This window comes from Paenibacillus sp. MSJ-34 (genome assembly GCF_018918005.1).
In the GTDB taxonomy this organism is placed as follows: Bacteria; Bacillota; Bacilli; order Paenibacillales; family Paenibacillaceae; genus MSJ-34.
Window position 1 is genome coordinate 50421 of sequence record NZ_JAHLPR010000032.1, and the last position, 19687, is coordinate 70107.

General features: G+C 52.9%; 17 protein-coding genes. 11 read left to right on the forward strand and 6 right to left on the reverse strand.

Features of this window, described 5'->3' with window-relative positions:
* Positions 1–16: 16 nt before the first annotated feature.
* The 3 genes from KQI79_RS16845 to KQI79_RS16855 all read right to left on the reverse strand — a co-directional run bounded on the left by KQI79_RS16845 (position 17) and on the right by KQI79_RS16855 (position 4102).
* Positions 17–1024: a 2-oxoacid:acceptor oxidoreductase family protein gene (locus tag KQI79_RS16845; RefSeq protein WP_216539444.1), complete on the reverse strand. Its 1008-nt coding sequence runs from the start codon at positions 1022–1024 to the stop codon at positions 17–19.
* A gap of 230 nt (positions 1025–1254) precedes the next feature.
* Complete coding sequence (locus KQI79_RS16850) at positions 1255–2379, reverse strand: phosphodiester glycosidase family protein (RefSeq protein WP_216539445.1); 1125 nt, start codon at positions 2377–2379, stop codon at positions 1255–1257.
* 187 nt (positions 2380–2566) lie between these two features.
* On the reverse strand, positions 2567–4102 hold the full coding sequence (locus tag KQI79_RS16855; protein ID WP_253298212.1) for a glycosyl hydrolase family 18 protein: 1536 nt from the start codon (positions 4100–4102) through the stop codon (positions 2567–2569).
* Between the two features lie 428 nt (positions 4103–4530).
* Here KQI79_RS16855 and racE point away from each other — a divergent pair, with 428 nt between their 5' ends.
* From racE to KQI79_RS16895, 8 genes are all read left to right on the forward strand, one after another.
* The gene (racE, locus tag KQI79_RS16860) at positions 4531–5340 is read left to right on the forward strand and encodes a glutamate racemase (RefSeq protein WP_290370001.1); all 810 of its coding nucleotides are present in this window, start codon (positions 4531–4533) and stop codon (positions 5338–5340) included.
* Positions 5341–5520: 180 nt separating this feature from the next.
* Positions 5521–6726: a M14 family zinc carboxypeptidase gene (locus KQI79_RS16865; RefSeq protein ID WP_216539447.1), complete on the forward strand. Its 1206-nt coding sequence runs from the start codon at positions 5521–5523 to the stop codon at positions 6724–6726.
* A 72-nt stretch (positions 6727–6798) separates the two neighbouring features.
* Entirely contained in the window at positions 6799–7038 is a 240-nt protein-coding gene (locus tag KQI79_RS16870; RefSeq protein ID WP_216539449.1) for a hypothetical protein, read from the forward strand.
* Positions 7039–7128: 90 nt separating this feature from the next.
* On the forward strand, positions 7129–7431 hold the full coding sequence (locus KQI79_RS16875) for a HesB/IscA family protein (RefSeq protein ID WP_216539451.1): 303 nt from the start codon (positions 7129–7131) through the stop codon (positions 7429–7431).
* A 78-nt stretch (positions 7432–7509) separates the two neighbouring features.
* A complete protein-coding gene (locus KQI79_RS16880; RefSeq protein ID WP_216539484.1) occupies positions 7510–7734 on the forward strand; it encodes a YuzB family protein in 225 nt (74 codons plus the stop codon).
* A gap of 110 nt (positions 7735–7844) precedes the next feature.
* The gene (locus KQI79_RS16885) at positions 7845–8114 is read left to right on the forward strand and encodes a hypothetical protein (protein ID WP_216539453.1); all 270 of its coding nucleotides are present in this window, start codon (positions 7845–7847) and stop codon (positions 8112–8114) included.
* A gap of 159 nt (positions 8115–8273) precedes the next feature.
* Positions 8274–9107 carry an aldo/keto reductase gene (locus KQI79_RS16890; protein ID WP_216539455.1) on the forward strand — a complete coding sequence of 278 codons (834 nt, stop codon included), beginning with the start codon at positions 8274–8276 and terminating at the stop codon, positions 9105–9107.
* 30 nt (positions 9108–9137) lie between these two features.
* A complete protein-coding gene (locus KQI79_RS16895) occupies positions 9138–9986 on the forward strand; it encodes a DegV family protein (protein WP_216539457.1) in 849 nt (282 codons plus the stop codon).
* Positions 9987–10349: 363 nt separating this feature from the next.
* On the opposite strand, the gene KQI79_RS16900 is transcribed toward KQI79_RS16895, so the two are convergent.
* Positions 10350–12323, reverse strand: coding sequence for an LTA synthase family protein (locus KQI79_RS16900; protein WP_356709101.1), 1974 nt, complete (start codon positions 12321–12323; stop codon positions 10350–10352).
* 155 nt (positions 12324–12478) lie between these two features.
* Complete coding sequence (locus KQI79_RS16905; protein ID WP_216539459.1) at positions 12479–13618, reverse strand: THUMP domain-containing class I SAM-dependent RNA methyltransferase; 1140 nt, start codon at positions 13616–13618, stop codon at positions 12479–12481.
* Between the two features lie 106 nt (positions 13619–13724).
* Between KQI79_RS16905 and KQI79_RS16910 the strand changes: the two genes are divergently transcribed.
* On the forward strand, positions 13725–14354 hold the full coding sequence (locus tag KQI79_RS16910; RefSeq protein WP_216539460.1) for an O-methyltransferase: 630 nt from the start codon (positions 13725–13727) through the stop codon (positions 14352–14354).
* Between the two features lie 91 nt (positions 14355–14445).
* Here the strand turns inward: KQI79_RS16910 and KQI79_RS16915 are convergent, their stop codons facing one another.
* The gene (locus KQI79_RS16915; RefSeq protein WP_216539461.1) at positions 14446–16005 is read right to left on the reverse strand and encodes a chitinase; all 1560 of its coding nucleotides are present in this window, start codon (positions 16003–16005) and stop codon (positions 14446–14448) included.
* Positions 16006–16352: 347 nt separating this feature from the next.
* On the opposite strand from KQI79_RS16915, the gene KQI79_RS16920 reads away from it, so the two are divergent.
* Positions 16353–18005, forward strand: a complete 1653-nt coding sequence (locus tag KQI79_RS16920) for a glycerol-3-phosphate dehydrogenase/oxidase (RefSeq protein WP_216539462.1) — start codon at positions 16353–16355, stop codon at positions 18003–18005.
* Positions 18006–18332: 327 nt separating this feature from the next.
* Positions 18333–19661, forward strand: coding sequence for an ABC transporter substrate-binding protein (locus KQI79_RS16925; RefSeq protein WP_216539463.1), 1329 nt, complete (start codon positions 18333–18335; stop codon positions 19659–19661).
* Positions 19662–19687: the final 26 nt, after the last annotated feature.

Here is a 19687-nt window from a genome sequence, read left to right on the forward strand (position 1 = left end):
TTTCAAACGACTATTTTCAATTCACGGCTAAATCGAAACGGTGAGGCACGCGATGCGCTTCCGCGTAACCGTCTTCCTCCCTTTCGTCGGTCAAAGCTTCCGTCGGGCAAGCTTTGACGCATTTCAGGCAGCCTTTGCAATATTGATAGTCTATGCCCTGCAGAAACATTTGCGGGCGGCCCCTCTTGTCCAATTGCTCTTCCCATACGAAGCAAAAATCGGGACAAACGTTGTCGCAGGCGGCGCAATGGATGCATTTGTCCTCGGCGAAATGCGGCATCATCCCGGCGCGGGAGATGCTCAGATCCTTCAAGATGCTGTTGCCCGGATTCGTAATCGTTCCGCCGATCGGCTGCGTCTCGTAACCGAGAACCGGAGTATCTTGCCGTACGAACGCCGGCATTTGCATGCCTTCGGGAAGATCGAACGTTTGAAAACGCACTTCGTTATAACCTCTTTCAAATGTGCGAAGCGCAGGTTGAACCGCCTGCGGATATTTCTTCTCGAGCGATTTGCGGATAACCGCTTTCATCGTTTCGGGATCGAGAAAATCGCAGAGACGGAACAGAGCCCCCAGCATCGCCATGTTCGTTCTGTTCTTTTCTTCAAGCGCGATGCCGATCGCGTCGACTACCGCAATCGTACCGCCTAGCAATTTCATCTTCTCTTTCAATTGTTCCGGTGTTTTCGTGGAGTTGACGAGGACAATGCTATCTTCGTATATACCACTGATCACATTGACGGTTTTCGATAACGATTCGTGGAAAATGCCGACGACATGCGGTCTTTCGACCGGCGATGCGTCGCGAATGTTGGTGTTCGTATCGCAAAACCGGATGTGAGCTTTGACGGGAGACCCTTTTTTCTCCGAACCGTAAGAGGAAAAGCTGACACCGTTGAGTCCGACACCAACTACGCCTGCTTCGGCGAGCATTTTTCCAGCTAAATTTGCACCCAGTCCGCCGATGGATTCGAGCCTGATTTCAAAAAAGCCTAGTTCGTTCAATTTGGGCAAAGTAACCATCCTATTACTCCCTTCAAAAGAATGATGAAATAGATGTATAATTCTAATTTTAGCAGTATTTCTCAGGCGAGCCAACTATTTTATTGCCTAAAAGCTGGAATTGCCCTAAAATAAATACCCTCGCACGCAAGCACTGAGGGTATTCGTACCAATATAGTATATTTCATTAACATCCGGTTTGTGTGTGAGAAAGATCACGACACTTTTCGCCGTCTTCCGGCTGCGAACGTTTATCTCTTTATTTTTTTGCCGGGATCGATTTTGCTCGGATCAAGCCCTTCCCAAATGTTAGGGACGTCGACCGCATCCGGATCGTCAAAGACGAGGAACGCCGTCGGCAAATACCGTTCGCCGTATTTGCTCGCCGGGCTGTTCACGATTTCATTGTCTTTCACCAGCACGGTCGACGATCCGCCGTCGAGGTTCGCGGCGATCACGGCGCCGTTGTCCAGCATCACTTGCTGGCAATCGTACAGGTCGGCTCCCAAACTATGGGCCTGGCGTCCGTCGATGATCAGGAACAGCATCGCGCCGTCTTCACGCTGGCCCATTACCGTTCGCGGGGCGATGCCCCAGCCGTCGCCTTTTTTCACCAGGCCTTTGCCGTTGACGATAATGCGCGGGGAGAAGCTTACCGCCTCCTTGACGCCCATTTCCTCCATCTCATCCAGCGTATAATTGCCCGCTACCATTTTCCCGTTGCGGTCGATGCCGACGATTTGTACTTTCTTCTTCGAGCCGAGGCCGTTGTAATAGATTTTCCCGTTTGCGATGACCAAACCGATCGGCTTAAATCCGTTTCCTTTCCACTCCGGATCGGCGAATCCGCCCGCATTGACTCCGGCGATCGCTCCGGTGCGGCTCACCATGCTCGATACTTTCTCGCCCGTACCGACGCGATTGGGGACGACGATCCGAATTTTGGTCGGATCGTTCACGATCATTAAATATCCTTTGAAACCTTCGCCGCTAACCGGCTTGATTTCCACCAGTTCCTTATGTTCGACTTCGGGAACCGGCGCTATTTCGTGCAGATCCTCTTCCTGTCCCATTTCTTCAAAACGATGATTGTATGCTTCCACCCGTTTTTTCAATTCTTCTTCGCCAATCACATATTTCGCCCAATGGCGATGCTGCGTCGTGATGAGCGTATCGGCAACCAAATAGCGAAACTGCGTGCCGGACGGAGTGAAGAACGCCCAGACGGCGGCGGCCGTCCCGATCAGACAAAGAGCGATGAAGAGCCGCCGGACAAAGCGAAAGAAGGCATTGCGCTTGCGCCGTTTCCTCATTCGATCTTTGCGGCTGCCCGTAACCGTCGCCGTTGCCGGCGTTGCGTTTGATTCCAGCTTCATAGTATAGTTCCTCTCGAAAATTGTAATATGGATTGATTATATGACGAAAAAATGGGGAAAAAGTTGCAATTCGGTTTCAATCCTCTCAAGCAAATCGGACAGGAGATGAAAAATCCCCCTGCCGCTGGCAAAGAAAGCGGCAGGGGGAAGAACTCAAGGGCGGCGGAACTCATTCAAACGGAACTTGTTAAGGCTGCAGCCCCCATAGCGCCGGTACATTGGGCGGTTCCCAGCCCGGCAAGGAGGTGTGCGCTTGGATGCATTTATAGGTGCTGCCGTTATAGGTTACGAGATCGTTGACGCTGTACGCTTTGTACGGCTGCCAGGGGGCGGTGCCGGGTACGCCCGAGCTGTCGGTTGTGACGCTCAGCGCGCTGCTGGCCGCCGAGACGTTGCCCGCCGCATCCCGGGCTTTGACCGTGAAGCTGTAAGTCGTACCGGGACTTAGGCCGGTCACGGTATACGAAGTGCTTGCCGCAGTTCCTGCGAGCGTTCCGCCCCGGTACACTTCATATCCGGTTACGCCGACGTTATCCGTAGACGCGTTCCAGGACAAGCTGACGCTTGTGCTCGTTTTGCCCGTTGCCGTCAAGCCTGTCGGCGCCGTCGGCGGAGTCGTATCGCCGGGATTCGGACCGCCGCCGCCGCTAATTGCCGTGTGGATGGCATTCAGCAGTTCGCCGTTCATGTTTTGTCCGTATTCCCAGAAGAAGATGCCGCCAAGGTTGTTTTGCAGCACATAATTTGCTTTTTCCGTCAAGGATTGCGTATCGTCATAGCTGATAAATCTGCCGCCATTCGTCAAGTACGGCGCTTTTGCCGTGTTGTCCCATTGGCGGGTCCAGCCGTTTTTGTTGATATAGCTTTGGACCAGCGTGTCGTATGTGCCGTCGTCCAAAGCGCCGCGGGAATAGAAGGCGCCGCCGAGCATCAACTTCGCGCTCGGAACGCCGGCGTTTTTGTACAGCTGAATCGACTTGTGGCCGCTATAATTCGGGCTCAAAGATGAAGTGTAAAGGCTGGTATGATGCGTGTTGCTGTTCTCATGCATATCGTAGGTCATGTCGTTGATAAAATCAAAGTAAGGATGAACGGCGCCCAAGTCGATTCCTTCCAAACCGTAAGGCCCCGACGGCATAGCCGCCGTGATCAAATATTTGTTCGAACCGGTACGCCCGTCCGCCGCGCTGGCCGCATCGAACACTTCCCGCAGCTTTTGAATCAGTTTCGTGTAATTTTGCCTATCGTTTGCGGTCGGGTACTCCCAATCGAGATCGAGGCCGTCCAAACGATAGGTGCGCATGAATGATACGGCGTTATTCGCGAACGCGGTCCGGTTCGCATCCGTTGAAGCGACGGTAGGGAAGCCGCCCGTATTGCCCCAACCTCCGACCGATACGAGCACTTTCAGATGAGGATAGCTTGTCTTAAGCGAGGTGAGTTGATTCATGTTGTTTACGTTGCCGGGAATAATCTGCCCGCTGTTGTTGACGCTCGAAAAAGCATGGAAAATATGCGTTAATTTGTTCGCCTGAATCGTATTGACGGCCGGAAAATGCCAGTCGGCCACATACGTGCCGATGATTTTGCCGTTGATCGCGGAAATGCCGATCCGGCCGTCCGCGCCGGCCGACGGCTCGGCGGAGGCCGGAATCATCGCTAACGTTTGCAGCATTAACGCGATGATCGCAAAAATGGATAACAATCTTTTTTTCCTGGTCATACTCTTTGAAACCCCTTTCATTTTTTGATGAAGATGGTTTCAAAACCGCTCCCGTCCGAACGCTCGGAACTTTATTTATAGGGCGATGAGCATGCTGCGCAACACGGTTTGGCGAAGGATCACATACGATTCATCTCCTTTCATTTATTCGTTGCAAGTAGAGACGACGGAGTTGTCCGTTTCACCTCCTTTCATAGAATTGAAACGCTTTAATTTTGCGGGAAAACGCGATATAAGCCAGTGTTTACTACTAATGTAAATTAAAGGATGAAATCTGTCAATCATAAAAAATAGCTAGTCTATTATTCCTGCGCTGAATGTCTCTTGAACCTTCGTATAAATTCGGTTAAGATTTAGGTACGTTTTCGAATAACAATTCATATTGTAACATGGAACGACTAACCTATTTAGAAGGAAGCGGTGTGGACGTGCAGCAGGCAATCGCAATACTAGATTCGGGAGTGGGCGGTCTCACGGTAGTGAAAGAAGTGATGAGACAGCTTCCGCGGGAAAAGATTCTGTATTTCGGAGATACGGCACGCACCCCATACGGACCGCGTTCGCCCCAAGAAGTCACTTTATTTACGCAACAAATTGTAGATTATTTGCTTCAATTTCAGCCTAAGATGGTCGTGATTGCTTGCAATACGGCAACGGCTGTTGCCTTGGAAACGATTCGCTCCCGCGTGAACGTTCCCGTCGTCGGAGTCATTCACCCCGGAGCGCGTGCGGCGATTAATGCGACGGAAACGGGATATGTCGGCGTCATCGGGACGGAAGGAACGATTCGCAGCAACGCCTACGTTCATGCTCTGAGAGAAATTTCGCCGCATATCGAAGTTGTCAGCGAGGCTTGTCCGCAGTTCGTTCCTCTCGTGGAGAAGGGGATGTTTCGCGATATGGAAACATGGAGAACAGTGCGGGAATCGTTGCAAAACCTTCGCTCGAAGCCGATCGATTGTTTAATTCTCGGCTGTACGCATTATCCCTTTCTGATGGAGCCGATCTCCGAAGTGATGGGGCCGCGCGTGAAGCTGATTAGTTCGGCGGACGAAACGGCCCGCGAGATTAGCGCCATCCTGTATCAATACGGCCAGCTTGCGAAAGCGGACGAAATTCCGGTGCACCAGTTTTTTTGCAGCGGAGATCCGAGAATGTTTCAAAAAATCGCTCAACAATGGTTAGGGGAACAGATTCAATTGACCCCTGTTGTATGGCAAGTGCCCAAAATCGTATAGCATAACGAAAAAGGAGTTGTCCCGAGTCGGCATCAGGCGGGGGCGGCTCCTTTTTCGCGGCGGAGGGACACGGCATTGTCCGACGCGCCTCGCGGGGCAGCCGCGGAAATTGACACTCATGTTCGGACAAGTCGCAGCATATGCTCCAGTAAAGCGTAGTTCTAGAAGGAGGCTTAACCGATGTCATTTCCGTATGTCGCACAGAAGGGGGATACGTGGCTGCGCATCGCATCACGATATGCCATTCACCCGCACGCATTGCTCGCGGCCAATCCGCAGGCGAGCGAAGCAAGCTACGTCATTCCCGGCCAAGTCATCTACATTCCCGTCAGGCCGTTAAACGTATATATCATTCAAGCAGGCGATACGTTCTACGATATCGCCCGGCGATTCGCGGTCCCGATCCAGGCGCTTGCGGCCGCCAATGCGACGGTTCATCCGCAGCGTCTAAAGATCGGACAAAGCATCGTCATTCCGGTTCGCAAAAACGGGGAAATCGTGAAGGTCGAAGCGGAGTACGGGTATGCCCAATTAATGGAGGACATCGACTCGCTCTGCGGCAAATACGATTTTATACAATACGAAACGATCGGGAAAAGCGTAATGGGAAAACCGATTCCTGCGCTGCGCATCGGCAACGGCGAGTATAAGGTTCATTTTAACGGCGCCGTTCACGCCAATGAGTGGATCACGACGCCGCTGCTGATGAAATTTATCGAACGTTATGCCAGGGCATACCGGTCGGGCGGACCATGGCGCGGCCTCGATCCGCAGGAACGGATGAACAAGACGACATTATGGATCGTGCCGATGGTCAATCCCGACGGCGTGGAGTTGGTGCAGGAAGGAATTACGCCGCAGCATCCGTATTACAAGCAGCTGTTGCAATGGAATAACGGTTCGTTCCAATTCGCCCGTTGGAAAGCGAATATTCGCGGAGTCGATCTGAACGACCAGTTCCCCGCACATTGGGAGGAAGAGCGCAAGCGGCGCGGCAAATCCGGGCCCGGCCCGCGCGATTATACGTCCGAGCAGCCGCTTACCGAACCGGAAGCGGTCGCGCTTGCGGAATTCACGCGGAACAAGCGGTTTGACCTCGCCGTGTCGCTGCATACGCAAGGCCAGGAAATCTATTGGAACTACCGGGATTACGAACCGGAGGAATCGGAACGGATCGCGGAGAAATTCGCGCAAGCGAGCGGTTACCGGGCCGTCAAGCTGTCCGGTAGCGACGCGGGATTCAAAGACTGGTTCATCCAACAATTCCGCAAACCGGGCTTTACCGTTGAAGCGGGCATCGGGCTGAATCCGCTGCCGCACTATCATTTCAAAGATATATACAACGAGATGGAAGGTTTGTTCATCGAAGCGCTTAAAATCCGTTAAAGGCGGCTCGCGGGTTAGACTGTCCGTTCTTGAGAATACTAACTAGAACATTTGCCATAAGGGGCGGATACGATGAAAAGAAGCTGGTGGTCGCTGCGCCGCTGGATGCATGTGCTGAAACGGGTGCCGAAACTGATTTTCTCGAAACAAGTGTCGGTTTACGATAAATTGTTATTTTCCATCCCCGTTCTGCTCTATTGGGTGCTTCCCGATGTCTTGCCGCTGCTTCCGATTGACGATATAGGCGTCACCTTGTTTGCCATGCACTGGTTCGTCGATTACGTGGAACGCAAATATGCCGGTCTCCTGTAATCCTGTTGCTTTAGCGGAAGCGTTCTTTTACAATAAGAAGAGGATAACAAGCAATCTTAACGAACTTCGATAAAATAGGAGATGGCATTCATGAAATGCAAAATAACGCGCAACGCCGCGAAAGTGATCAAGCGGGAACTGGAAAAAGAGGAGAACGCAGAGCTGAAGCTGCGCGTCGTTGTCACGCACGCTCACGGCGACCATGCGCATTACGGCCTCGATTTGGACAAACCTACGGACAACGATGTTGTCGTTTCTACCGATAAGGAAATCGACGTCATATTGGCGAAGGACGAACCGATGCTTGACGGCGTAAAAATCGATTATTTATATTTTCCGCAAGAAGGGTTTGTCATTACCAATCCGTCCAAAGGGAATCACGGCGACCATTAAGGAAGCCGAGCCGACCGCGAACCCCGCGTTCGCTTGGGAAGCGAACGCATGCAACGACAAACAAGGGAAGGATCCGTTATGGCTAACGATATTCGCATATGCGATAAATGCAAACATATTAAAATGAAATCTATCCTGCCTAAATTAAAGCAATTGGCGCCCGACGCCGAAATTAAGATCGGATGCAAGTCGTATTGCGGCCCGTGCAACAAACGGGTATTTATATTCATCAACGGCCGGTACGTTACCGCGCCGACGGAAGACGAAGCGATCGAGAAGGCGAGCCAGTACGTGAAGCAATAAAGCGATGCTGACGCCGGTCGAACTTTACGGCTGCAGCGGGATAATTGTACCTTCGTTTGCTTATCCTAATCTTGAACCATTCGAATTAGGAGATGCAAGGAGGTAGTTCAATGGCAAGAAACGAAGATTCGTCGCTGCAATCGCAAAATCCGGTCTCGCAAGCGCAAAATTCCGTCGACAGGGCGCGCAACGCGATATCCCAGGCGCTGTCCCACCCGAACGAGCAAACGGTAGCGCAAGCGCAGAACGCGCTGGAACATGCGGAGAACGCCGTTGCCCAGATCGATGCGGGCGACAACCTGCAGCCTGTCCAACTCGTTCAACAAATGCTTCAAACCGAACAAGAGAGACTCCGGTCCGTGACCGACGAGCAACAGTAACACCGATGAAGACCAGTGCAAACGAAGTTTGCATGCGGTCTTTTTTTGACAGCAACCTTTAGCGGCTACACGGCGCGTTTCTTGGGATTGCCGTGAATGATATGGTATGATATTCATAGATTTATAACAATCTACCAAACTATGGGAGGACTGATCGAAATGCCGCAACATATTTCAGATTGCACCCGCTTGAACAACGGAGTGCTGATGCCTTGGTTCGGATTGGGCGTCTGGAAGGCGAAAGATGGGGACGAAGTTCGGCAGGCTGTTAGAACCGCAATTGAACTGGGATACCGCAGCATTGATACGGCAGCGGTATACGGGAATGAAACGGGCGTCGGGGAAGCGGTCGCCGAATGCGGAATTCCGCGCGATCAATTGTTCATTACGACAAAAGTTTGGAACGAGCATCAAGGTTATGAATCCACTTTGCGGGCGTTTGAAGAAAGCAGGCAAAAACTGCGGCTCGACTACGTTGATTTGTACTTGATTCATTGGCCGGTCAAAGGCAAGTACATAGATACGTGGAAGGCATTGCAAAAGCTATATAAAGAAGGCTATGTCCGTGCGATCGGCGTAAGCAATTTTCACGAACATCATCTGCAGGCGATTATGGCGGACGGCGAAATCGTGCCTGCGGTCGATCAGGTTGAATACCATCCGCGTCTCGCTCAAACCGAACTGCTGCGCTTTTGCAACGATCACGGCATCCAGATGGAAGCTTGGAGTCCGCTGATGCAAGGCAAACTGCTCGATCATCCGCTGCTTGCAGACATTGCCGCGAAATACGGCAAATCGGTCTCGCAAGTGATATTGCGTTGGGACTTGCAGAACGGAGTCGTAACGATTCCGAAATCGGTCAATCCCGGACGGATCGCGCAAAATGCCGACATATTCGATTTTGAGCTTGCGGCGGAAGATATGGAAGCGATCAACGGGATGAATACCGGGGAACGCGTTGGCACGAATCCGAACCAATTCGACGAACAATAGGTTGGGCCAAGTCTAATATCGAGGTGTATTATGGGAAGGATTAAAATTTTTTCCGACAGCACATGCGATTTGCCGCCGCAGCTTATCGAACGGCATCAAATCGGCATCGTGCCGCTGTATGTTTCGTTCGGCGAGAAGGCTTATCGCGACGGGGTCGATCTCCATACGGATCAGCTGTACGCCGAAGTTCGCGCCAAGGGCGAGCTGCCGAAAACGTCCGCGCCTTCGCCGGGCGATTTTATCGAGGCGTTCGCCCCGTTTATCGAACAGGGCGACGATATTCTCTATATCGGCATTTCGTCGCATTTATCCTCCACCTGCCAGAATGCGCTGATCGCCGCCGGGGAATTTCCGGAAGGGCGGGTTACCGTGTTCGATTCGCTCAATTTGTCTACAGGCATCGGGCTGCAGGTCATGAAAGCCGTACACGCCGCGGAGGCCGGCCGGAGCGTGGCGGAGATCGAGCGGATGCTGCAGGATGTGCGCGGCAAGGTAGAGACCGAATTTGTGATCGATACGCTGGAATTTTTATATAAGGGAGGGCGCTGCTCGGGCTTGCAGAACTTGATTGGAAGCCTGCTGAAAATCCGCCCTGTCATTAAAGTCAGCGACGGTAAAATGACGCCGGCGAGCAAAATTCGCGGGAAACGCGACAAAGCGCTGCAGCAACTGCTGGACAATGCGCTCGCCCGGAAGGAAGAGATGGACGGCGATATTATCTTCGTCACGCATTCGATGGCGGGGGAAGACGCGGAAGCGCTGCGCCAAACGCTTATAGAAAAGACGGGCGCGCGCGAAGTGCTCGTATCCGATGCGGGCTGCGTCATTTCGAGCCATTGCGGGCCGCAGACGATCGGCATTTTGTTTACCAAAAAATAAGGCATCCGGTTTCGCTAGTAAGCGGACCTCTTCGTCGCTTGGAACTGACGGAATGAATTAGCGGGGGCATGACGCGCGATTCCGTTCGAAGCGACTCTCAATTAGCGGTAAAACATGGAGGTATTTTGCTCTCATGGGGCGAAAATCGAGATTTAGCGGTATTTCGCGGAGCTAATTTTGAACATCTTCTAGGAATCGGTTTATACCGGGAAATTAGCGGCAGGTTTTACCGCTAATGAGTCCATACAGTCGGCAACCCTTTAAATTAGCTCCAGATTTTGGAGCTATTGGCGAAAGGGAAGACTTCGAAAACCAAACCGCCGGAGCGATGCGCTCCGGCGGTTTCCTCATGCTTTGCTGCGTTCATTTCCGGCGAAATTGCGCAATAAGATTGTGCATTATCACTTGATCGGAAATGTTCAGCTCTTCTTTCGCCTTGTCGGCGATCGACCGGCAAGCGGCGACGTCCGTTTGCGTGCGGGTCGTCAGATCGTAGCAAGCTCCATGCTCGAAATTGCCGTCCGCCGCCGGTTTATAGTACCGCTCACCGTCCGTTGCGGCGCCCGAGCGCAAAATGACCGTTTTCGGATCCGAGGCAAACAGATTGTTTCCCATCATGTAATAGGACTCTCGGGGAATGCCAAGTAAGTATAAGAGCGACGGCGCCATATCCAACTGGCCGCCGACTTGCTCGTACGTTCCCGCGTGCGAGCCGTCCGGCAAATGGACGATCATCGGCACCTGATTGATGATTTGTTCGAGATCGAGCTCCGACAACGACCGGTCGAGCAACCGTTCGAGCGGTTCCGTTTCCGCAATGGAATTGTCGTGATCCCCGTAAAAGACGAAAATCGTTTGATCCCATAAGCCTCGTTCTTTCATTTGCGCGATCAGCTGTCCGACCGCGCCGTCCACATAATGCACGGCCTGCAAATAATCGCCGAACATCGTACCCTTCAGCTCCCCGACGTCCAGCAGCTGCCGTTCCGGCGGCAGGGAATACGGATGATGGCTCGATAATGTAATCAGAAACGAGTAGAAGGGCTGCCGCGATTGATCCATGAAATCCAGCGATTGGCGCATAAACGACGCGTCTGCCAGCGACCAGCCGAGCGGTTCGTCGATCTTGAAATCTTTTTTGCTGTAAAAGCGGTCGTAACCGATGTTTGCGTACATATTGTACCGATTCCAGAAGCTGGCCTCATAGGCATGATAGGCTCCGGTTTCATATCCTTGTTCCTTGAGGATGCGCGGCAGCGAATCGAACGTACCGCCGGGATACCGGGTAAATACCGATCCGGTCGGCAGCGGATGAAGCGAGGCGGCGGATGCAAATTCGGCGTCGGACGTGCGCCCTTGCCCGGTCTGATGATAATAGTTGCTGAAATACATGCTTTCCCGGATCAATGCGTTCAAATGCGGCGTAATTTCTTTCCCGCCGATTTGCCGGCCGATGACGAAATTTTGGAACGCCTCCGCCTGAATGACGATAACGTTCTTGTTGCGATAAGCGCCGAACAGCTCGTTTATCGGCTGCGGCTGTAGCTTGTTTGCCGCGAACCACCCGCGTATTTCCTCCGTCCGCTCCTCCGATATGCCTGGCTTGGACAGCCAATGTTCGTCGGCATACCGGTACAGGTCGTAACCGTGAAAGCCGATCAAGCCGGTCACATTGTACAGAGAAACGTTCCACCAATTGCCCTCGAACAGCCCTTTTGCCCATGTGGAAGTCGCTTTTGTAATCGGATAGTAGATGAACGAAACACCTAGAAGAAAAATAACGATGCTTACGCCGAATCGAAGCGCGAATTTGCCCCGCCCCGCCTTTTGGAAGAAACGGAACGTGCCGGCTTGTCTGCGGCGGCGGCCAATCGAGACGCAAGCGGCAATGAGAAGCGGCAGCAGAACCGCCAGATCGGCGAAGAAATAAAGATCTTTCCATGCCAGCAGCGATGCGATGCTGTCTCCGAGCGACCCGACCTGGCCGGCTTGCAGCAATACCGGCACGGAAATGAAATCTTTGAAATACCGGTAATAAATCAGATCGGCATATATAAGCGTCGACATAAAAACATTAAGCAGAAACAAGCTGACGAGCCTGCCGCGCTGCGGCAAAAAAACGACCCAAAATGAACAAACGAGTATGGAGCCGATCGCAACGTAATAATCGGACGATTCCATCCTCATGTAAGGAATGTTCGTATATCGGTCGAATAAAGTCAGCTTATAGCAAATGATCGCGATAAACAAAAAATATTCCATATACCGGATTCGTGCGATCCATTGCAAAGACAGGCGAATGCCCCGGTATGCGGTTTGAAGCGATGAGTACATCATGAAAAGCCCTTTCCCTTAAAAAATGTTCGCTTGCACCATATTCCCCATTATATCCAAAGTTTTCATAAAACTTAATTGGCATTACATGGGTAAGCGGAATGGCGATGAAAGGGGAGGGGGGGCTCCGGCGATGCGCTTCGGAACCCCCCGGCATATTAGGAACGGCGCGGGGGAAGCGGGCCTAAATATTGATAGTACTGGCATTCGATTCTGCCATTGTACAATTTGCGTCTCTTGTCGGCTTTGCGGCCGAAGTAGTGCTCGAACTGCTTGCCCGGGCTAAGCGCAAACACCGACCATGTCGGCAGCTGCGCGGCGGTGAAGCCAAGCTGGCGAATCACTTTCTCGGCTTGGTCGCTGTCGCCGAGCCGTTCGCCGTAAGGGGGATTCGTGATGATGCATCCGTAATCCCCCTCGGGCCGCGCTTTCGCGACCGGCAGGACGCGAAAGTCGATTTCCTTGGCGAGGCCGGCGGCCTTCGCCGCGGCGAGCGCGACATCGACGGCTGCGCTGTCGATGTCGGAAGCTGCGATTTGCAGCGGCACGTCGTCCCGCAGCAAATCGTAAGCTTCCTCCCTGGCCTGCTGCCACAGGGAGGCCGGCACCGCCGGCCACGCTTCGGCGTTGAACGCGCGCCGCAAGCCAGGCGCGATGTTCCAGCCGATCATCGCGGCCTCGATTGCGATCGTCCCCGACCCGCAGAACGGGTCGTATAGCGGACGATGCGCGTTCCAGCGGCTGAGCAGCACCATCGCCGCCGCCATCGTTTCCTTCAGCGGCGCTTCGGTGACGAGCTTCCGGTAGCCGCGTTTATGCAGCCCCGGACCGGTCGTATCCAGCGTTATCAGCGCCATATCGTTCAGCAGCGACACTTCGATCACATAACGCGGCCCGTTCTCGGGAAACCATTCCGTTTTATAGCGCTGCTTCATTTTCTCAACGACCGCTTTTTTGACGATGCCCTGACAGGCCGGCACGCTGCTGAGCTGAGATTTATGAGACTTGCCTTCCACCGGGAATTCGCCGTGCTCGGGAATCCAATCCGGCCACGGCAGCGCCTTGACCCCTTCGAACAATTCGTCGAACGTTCGCGCCGGGAACATGCCCATTTTGATTAATACGCGATCGGATGATCTGAGCCATAAGTTGGCCCGGCAAATATCGATCAGATCCCCTCGAAACATAACGCGCCCGTTTTCCGTTTGCGCATCTTCATATCCCAGTTCGCGCAACTCGCGCGCAACGACCGCTTCGAGTCCCATCGGCGCGGTTGCGATCAATTCCAATTTGCTCATGCTATCGGTTCACTCCACTTTGCGATTTCTGTTACAATGATTTCTGGTACAATCAAGTATAGGTGAATTTCAGCCAGGTTACAAACATGTAGGAGATGAGTTATATATGACGGTCGAAGAACAATATATGGATGCGCTCTATCCGGAGGATCCGGTGTTGGAACGGGTGAAGGCGAATATTCGCGAGCTTGGAATGCCGGAAATTTCGGTCGCGCCGAATTACGGCAGGCTGTTAACGCTGCTCGTTAATCTGTCGGGCGCGCGGCAAGTGCTGGAGATCGGCGCGCTTGGCGGGTATAGCGGCATATGCTTGGCCCGCGGATTAGCGGAAGGCGGATCGCTTGTTTCATTGGAGCTGGAGGAGGGGTACGCCGCCGTGGCGAAACGGCATTTGACCGAAGCGGGCTTCGGCGACCGCGTCTCTTATCGAATCGGCGAAGCCCTCGACTCGCTGGCGCAGTTGGAGCGGGAAGGGGCGAAGTTCGACTTTTTCTTTATCGACGCGGATAAGGAGAACTATCCGAATTATTTGGAATGGGCGATTCGCTTGGCCAATCCGGGCGCGGTTATTGCGGCCGACAACACATTGCTGCGCGGCCGCACTGTCAATCCGGACAAGAACGGCCCGTCCGTCTTGGCCGTGCGCCGCTTTAACGAACAAATCGCGCAGGACGAGCGGCTGCAAAGCGCCATGCTTCCGGCTTACGACGGTTTGGCCCTCGCTATGGTCAAGTAGAAGGGAGCATGGAAACGGCATCCCGCCCCGCTGGCATGCGGCGGCGGGATGCAAACATGGCGCCGGTTGCTTGAACCGAAGATGGACGCGGTTACTGTAGTTGATCCAAGGCCGAACTGCCGAACGAATGGAATGCGGACCGTACATTATTGGCAAAGGCGTAACCGCTTGTCGCGTCCCAATTGATCGACCACGTCATGACTCCGCGGAAGTTCGGATAACCGGAAGGTTTTTGCAATTGATACGTTCCTCCGTAAGACGTTCCCTGAACGATATATTTCAACGCTTTTTGAACGTCCGCCGCAGCGGTATAACCGCCGCCGGCCGCACTCGGTACCGCGGGCAAGCCGATGGCTACCTGATCCTCGCGCAGCGGCGGGAACACGTTATTCGGATTGCGGCCGATCGGGAAGCCGTGCAGCAGCATTTCCGCCATCGCGACTTGGAAGTCGGCGGTTCCTTGATTGTACACGCGTCCGTCAAGCCCTTCATTGCCTCCCGCATTGTAATGCTGGACATGAATGAAGTTCAGCTTGTCCCGCAAGGCGTGAATGACCGGCAGGTAGGCTCCCCACGGTCCGCCGTACGCGACAAGGCCGCCTTGCACGTAAGCCGTTTCCGGCGCCATTGTGAGCATAAAGTCCGGGCCGATATTGGCGCTGAGCTGGTTGACGGCGTTGATGAGGTTGACGATCTTCGGGGTGGTCGGATTGCGGAAATCGGTATCTCCGCCGGCCAAGGAAACGGAACCGCCCTCCAAATCGATATCCAGGCCGTCAAAGCCGTACGTTTGGATAATATTCGTCAGCGAAGCGACGAAATTGTGCACGTCCGCGGCACTCGCCAGTTCGACCGAACCGTTCTGGCCTCCGATCGAGATGAGCACCTTTTTGCCTTGGCTGTGCAAATAATCGATGTCGGCTTTGAATTCGTTCACCGTCGCGTTATACGGCGTAAACGTTAAGGTGGAACGGTCGGTGACCGTCTCGGCGAAGGCAACGTGAATCATATCGTAGAGCGGCGAAACGTCCCTTAGCTTCAGTGTCGTGGAACCGTTATTGAAATTATGCCAGTAGCCGATCACTAGCTTGCCCGGCAGCGGCGAAGGCCCCGGTCCGCCGCCCGGGTCGGCCGTCGTCACCGTAAGCGGAGCGCTGGGAACGGACACATTGCCCGCGGCGTCCTTCGCCCGAACGGTAAACGTATAGGACGTATTCGGCGTCAGTCCGCTTATCGTTGCGTTCGTTCCGGCCACGGTCGCGGCCGGCGTTTGATCGCGGTACACTTCATAGCCCGCGACGCCGACGTTATCCGTCGACGGGCTCCATCCGAGCGAGACGCTGTCAGGTCTTATCTCGGTAGAAACGAGATTGCCCGGAGCGGTAGGAGGCGCCGTATCCGGTTCGGGTTCCGGTCCGCCGCCGGATTGGAGTTCCCACAAAGCCGGCGTATTGGGAGGCTCCCAGCCGACCAGCGAAGTATGGGCGATTCTGCATTTATAGGACTGCTGGCCGTACGTTACCACGTCGTTCACTTGATACGAAGTGTTTGGAGCCCAGGGAGCAATTGCGAAAGCGCTTACAGGAATGAGGGGAAACAAGAGCGCAAAGATTACTGCAATACAATGAATTTTTCTGCGTATGACATTCATGTCGTCATCAACCTCCTTCATATTTTTGATATCCATTCATACGTCATTCTGCGCTGCGGATCGTTCACCTCCTTGTCATAAATTTGTTGCGTATTTCTAATAAACCACCGATATATATGGAAATACAAGGATAAATTTACATTTGAAAGGGATAAAATTATGCAAAATATGATTAAAATCACAAACAACTATTGAAATCTGCCTCAAACTTCGTTACGATATTGAAAAAATCAATATAAAACTTCATAACATGGTCGGAGAATAAGAAGAGGACCGCAAACAAATCCTTGATCGAGGCAAGGGTGTTGTTGCGGTCTTTTTGCTTTCTCCGGGAGGGGGAGTGCAGGATGAGACGAAAGTTTTCAAGTTTGGAGCGGGAAGGTCTGTTCGATTCGTTGCAGCAAGAAACGTTCGATATGCTTGTCATCGGCGGCGGAGTTACCGGAGCGGGCATCGCGCTCGATGGAGCCGTTCGCGGCTTGAAGGTGGCGCTGGTCGAGATGCAGGATTTCGCGGCGGGAACAAGCAGCCGTTCCACGAAACTGGTGCATGGCGGGCTCCGTTATTTGAAACAAGGGGAAATTAATCTCGTTAGGGAAGTAGGCCGCGAAAGGGCGATCGTTCACGGCAACGCGCAGCATGTCGTTACTCCCGAATGGATGCTGATGCCGATCGTAAAAGGTGGAACCTACGGGAAATTCGCGACTTCCATCGGTCTGTACGTTTACGATTGGCTGGCCGGAGTCAAACGGTCGGAACGGCGCAAAATGTTGAACAAAGAGCAGACGCTCTCCAAGGAGCCGCTGCTGCGCGACGATAAACTGCTCGCCGGAGGGTATTACGTGGAATACCGCACCGACGACGCGCGGCTGACGATCGAAATTATGAAAGCGGCGGCGGAACGGGGGGCCCTTGCCGTCAATTATGCGAAAGCGGAGCGCTTCGTTTACGAAGACGGCATTGTTTGCGGCGCGGTCGTGCGCGATGTATGGAGCGGCAAGGAAATACAGGTGAAAGCGGCGAAAATCGTCAATGCGGCGGGGCCGTGGGTCGATACGTTGCGCGAATTGGACCGTTCGAAACATGGGAAGCGCCTGCATCTGACCAAAGGCGTCCATATCGTGGTCGACCAGAGCCGGTTTCCGCTGCGGCAGGCGATTTATTTCGATACGCCGGACGGCCGGATGGTGTTCGCCATTCCGCGGGACGGCAAGGCGTATATCGGTACGACCGATACGAACTATGAAGGCGATCTCGTTCATCCGCGGATGACCAAGGAAGATTTGACCTATTTGCTGAATTCGGCCAACGACATGTTCCCTTCGCTTCGTTTGCGGGAGCAGGATGTCGAATCGAGTTGGGCCGGCCTGCGCCCGCTCATTCACGAAGACGGAAAGTCCCCGTCCGAATTGTCGCGCAAAGACGAGATTTTTATATCCCCCTCGGGCCTGGTCACTATTGCCGGGGGCAAATTAACGGGCTATCGGAAGATGGCCGAACGCATCGTCGATTTAATCGCCAAACAGCTGACGGAGGCGACGGGGAAGCCATTTCCCGGATGCACGACCGATCGTATAACGCTGTCCGGGGGAAACTTCCCGGAAGGATTCGACGCATTTCTGCGCCATAGTACGGAACAAGGCGTCAAACGCGGACTAAGCGAGCGGAACGCCCGCATCCTGGCGAACCGGTACGGCAGCAATACGCCGCTGGTGTTCGATCGATTCGCCAAAGTACGGGAGGCGGCGCAGCGGCTGGAAACGGATGTGGAGATGCTTGCCGCCTTGGACTACGGCATCGAAGAAGAGATGGTGGCCACGCCGGCGGATTTTCTGATTCGGCGTTCCAGCGCGGTCAATTTCGACATTCGCAGCGCGGAGCGGTGGGGCCGCGCGGTCGTCGCTTATATGGCCGAGGTTTTGCATTGGAGCGGCGAGGAGGCCGAACTGCAGTACGAGCGCTTCGTCAATGCGCTTTCTTACGCCAAAAACGCGATTTAATATTTTTTATGAATTTTTAACGAAAAATCCTTGTCAAAAATGTGACATGCATGTAGTATAATATAATAATTCGTTATTTATAACATTGGGTAGAGACGATGAGAGGCCCTTTGCATGAATAACGCTTTCGAAAGTTTGGAAGCGTTTCTATGCACGGGGGCTCTTTCTATTTTTATAAGGAAAAGGAGGATATTTCTGGAATATGTTCTCTATCCAACCGCATTTCCATTTATTATTCCGCAATATTAAGAAAACGCTTCCGCAATAGGCGGCTGCCAAGTACATATTCGGAAGCAAAGATCATTAACAATTAGGGGGAATAACGGAATGAAAAAGTTGGCTGTTCTTATGATTGCTCTTGTCATGATTCTGTCCGCATGCGGAAAAAGCAACAACGCTCAAGATTCGACAGGAGGATCGAGCGCACCTAAAGAAGGCGGCGGCAATAGCGGCAAACCGGTGGAACTTCAATTTTATTTTCCGGTAGCCGTTGGCGGACCGATTACGAAAATTATTGATAAATTGGCGGAAGATTTTCAGAAAGAAAACGAAAACATTAAAGTCAAACCGATTTACGGCGGAAGCTATCAAGATACGATGACAAAGGTTGCGACCGCGGTGCAGGGCGGAAACTCGCCGGACTTGGCCGTGCTGCTGTCGACCGATTTGTACACGCTCATTTCGATGAATGCGATCGAAGATTTGACGCCGAAGTTTTCGAAGGAATATTTGGACGGATTCTATGAAGCGTTCATGGGCAACACCAAATCGGGAGATACCGTATGGAGCATCCCGTTCCAACGCAGTACGATCGTGTTGTACTACAACAAAGAATTGTTTAAGCAAGCCGGCCTGGATCCCGAGAAAGCGCCCGCCAATTGGACGGAACTGAGAGAATTCGCGCAACAGCTGACCGTCAAGGACGCGCAAGGCAAAGTAACCCAATGGGGACTTGAAATTCCGAGCACCGGGTATCAATATTGGATGTTGCAAGCGCTGTCTTTGCAAAACGGCGACAACATTATGTCGAACGACGGCAAAGAAGTGTATTTCGATAAGCCGCATGTGGAAGAAGCGCTGCAGTTTTATGTCGATTTAGGCCGCAAAGATAAAGTGATGCCGGAAGGCGCAATCGAATGGGCGACCGTACCTTCCGATTTCATTAGCGGCAAAACCGCGATGATGTTCCATACGACAGGCAACTTGACGAAAGTGAAAAACGACGCGAATTTCGATTTCGGCGTAGCTTTCTTGCCGGCCAATAAACAATTCGGTTCGCCGACAGGCGGCGGCAACTTGTACGTGTTCAAGGACATTCCGGAAGAGAACAAAGAGGCGGCGATCAAATTCATCGAATTTTTGACAACGCCGGAACGTGTTGCGCAATGGTCGATCGATACCGGATATGTAGGCACGACGAAAGCGGCTTACGAAACGGATTTGCTCAAAAAATATGTGGAAGATTTCCCGCAAGCGAAAGTGGCGAGAGATCAATTGGAATATGCGGACAGCGAATTGTCGACTTACCAGAACGGCCAAATTACGAAACTGTTTAACGACAACATTCAAGCCGCGCTGCTAGGCACGATCAGCCCGAAAGAGGCGCTGCAGAAATCGCAGCAGCAAGCCGACCAAATTTTGAAAAACTTTAAGTAATCCCGCAACTCATAACGCAAGGGAGT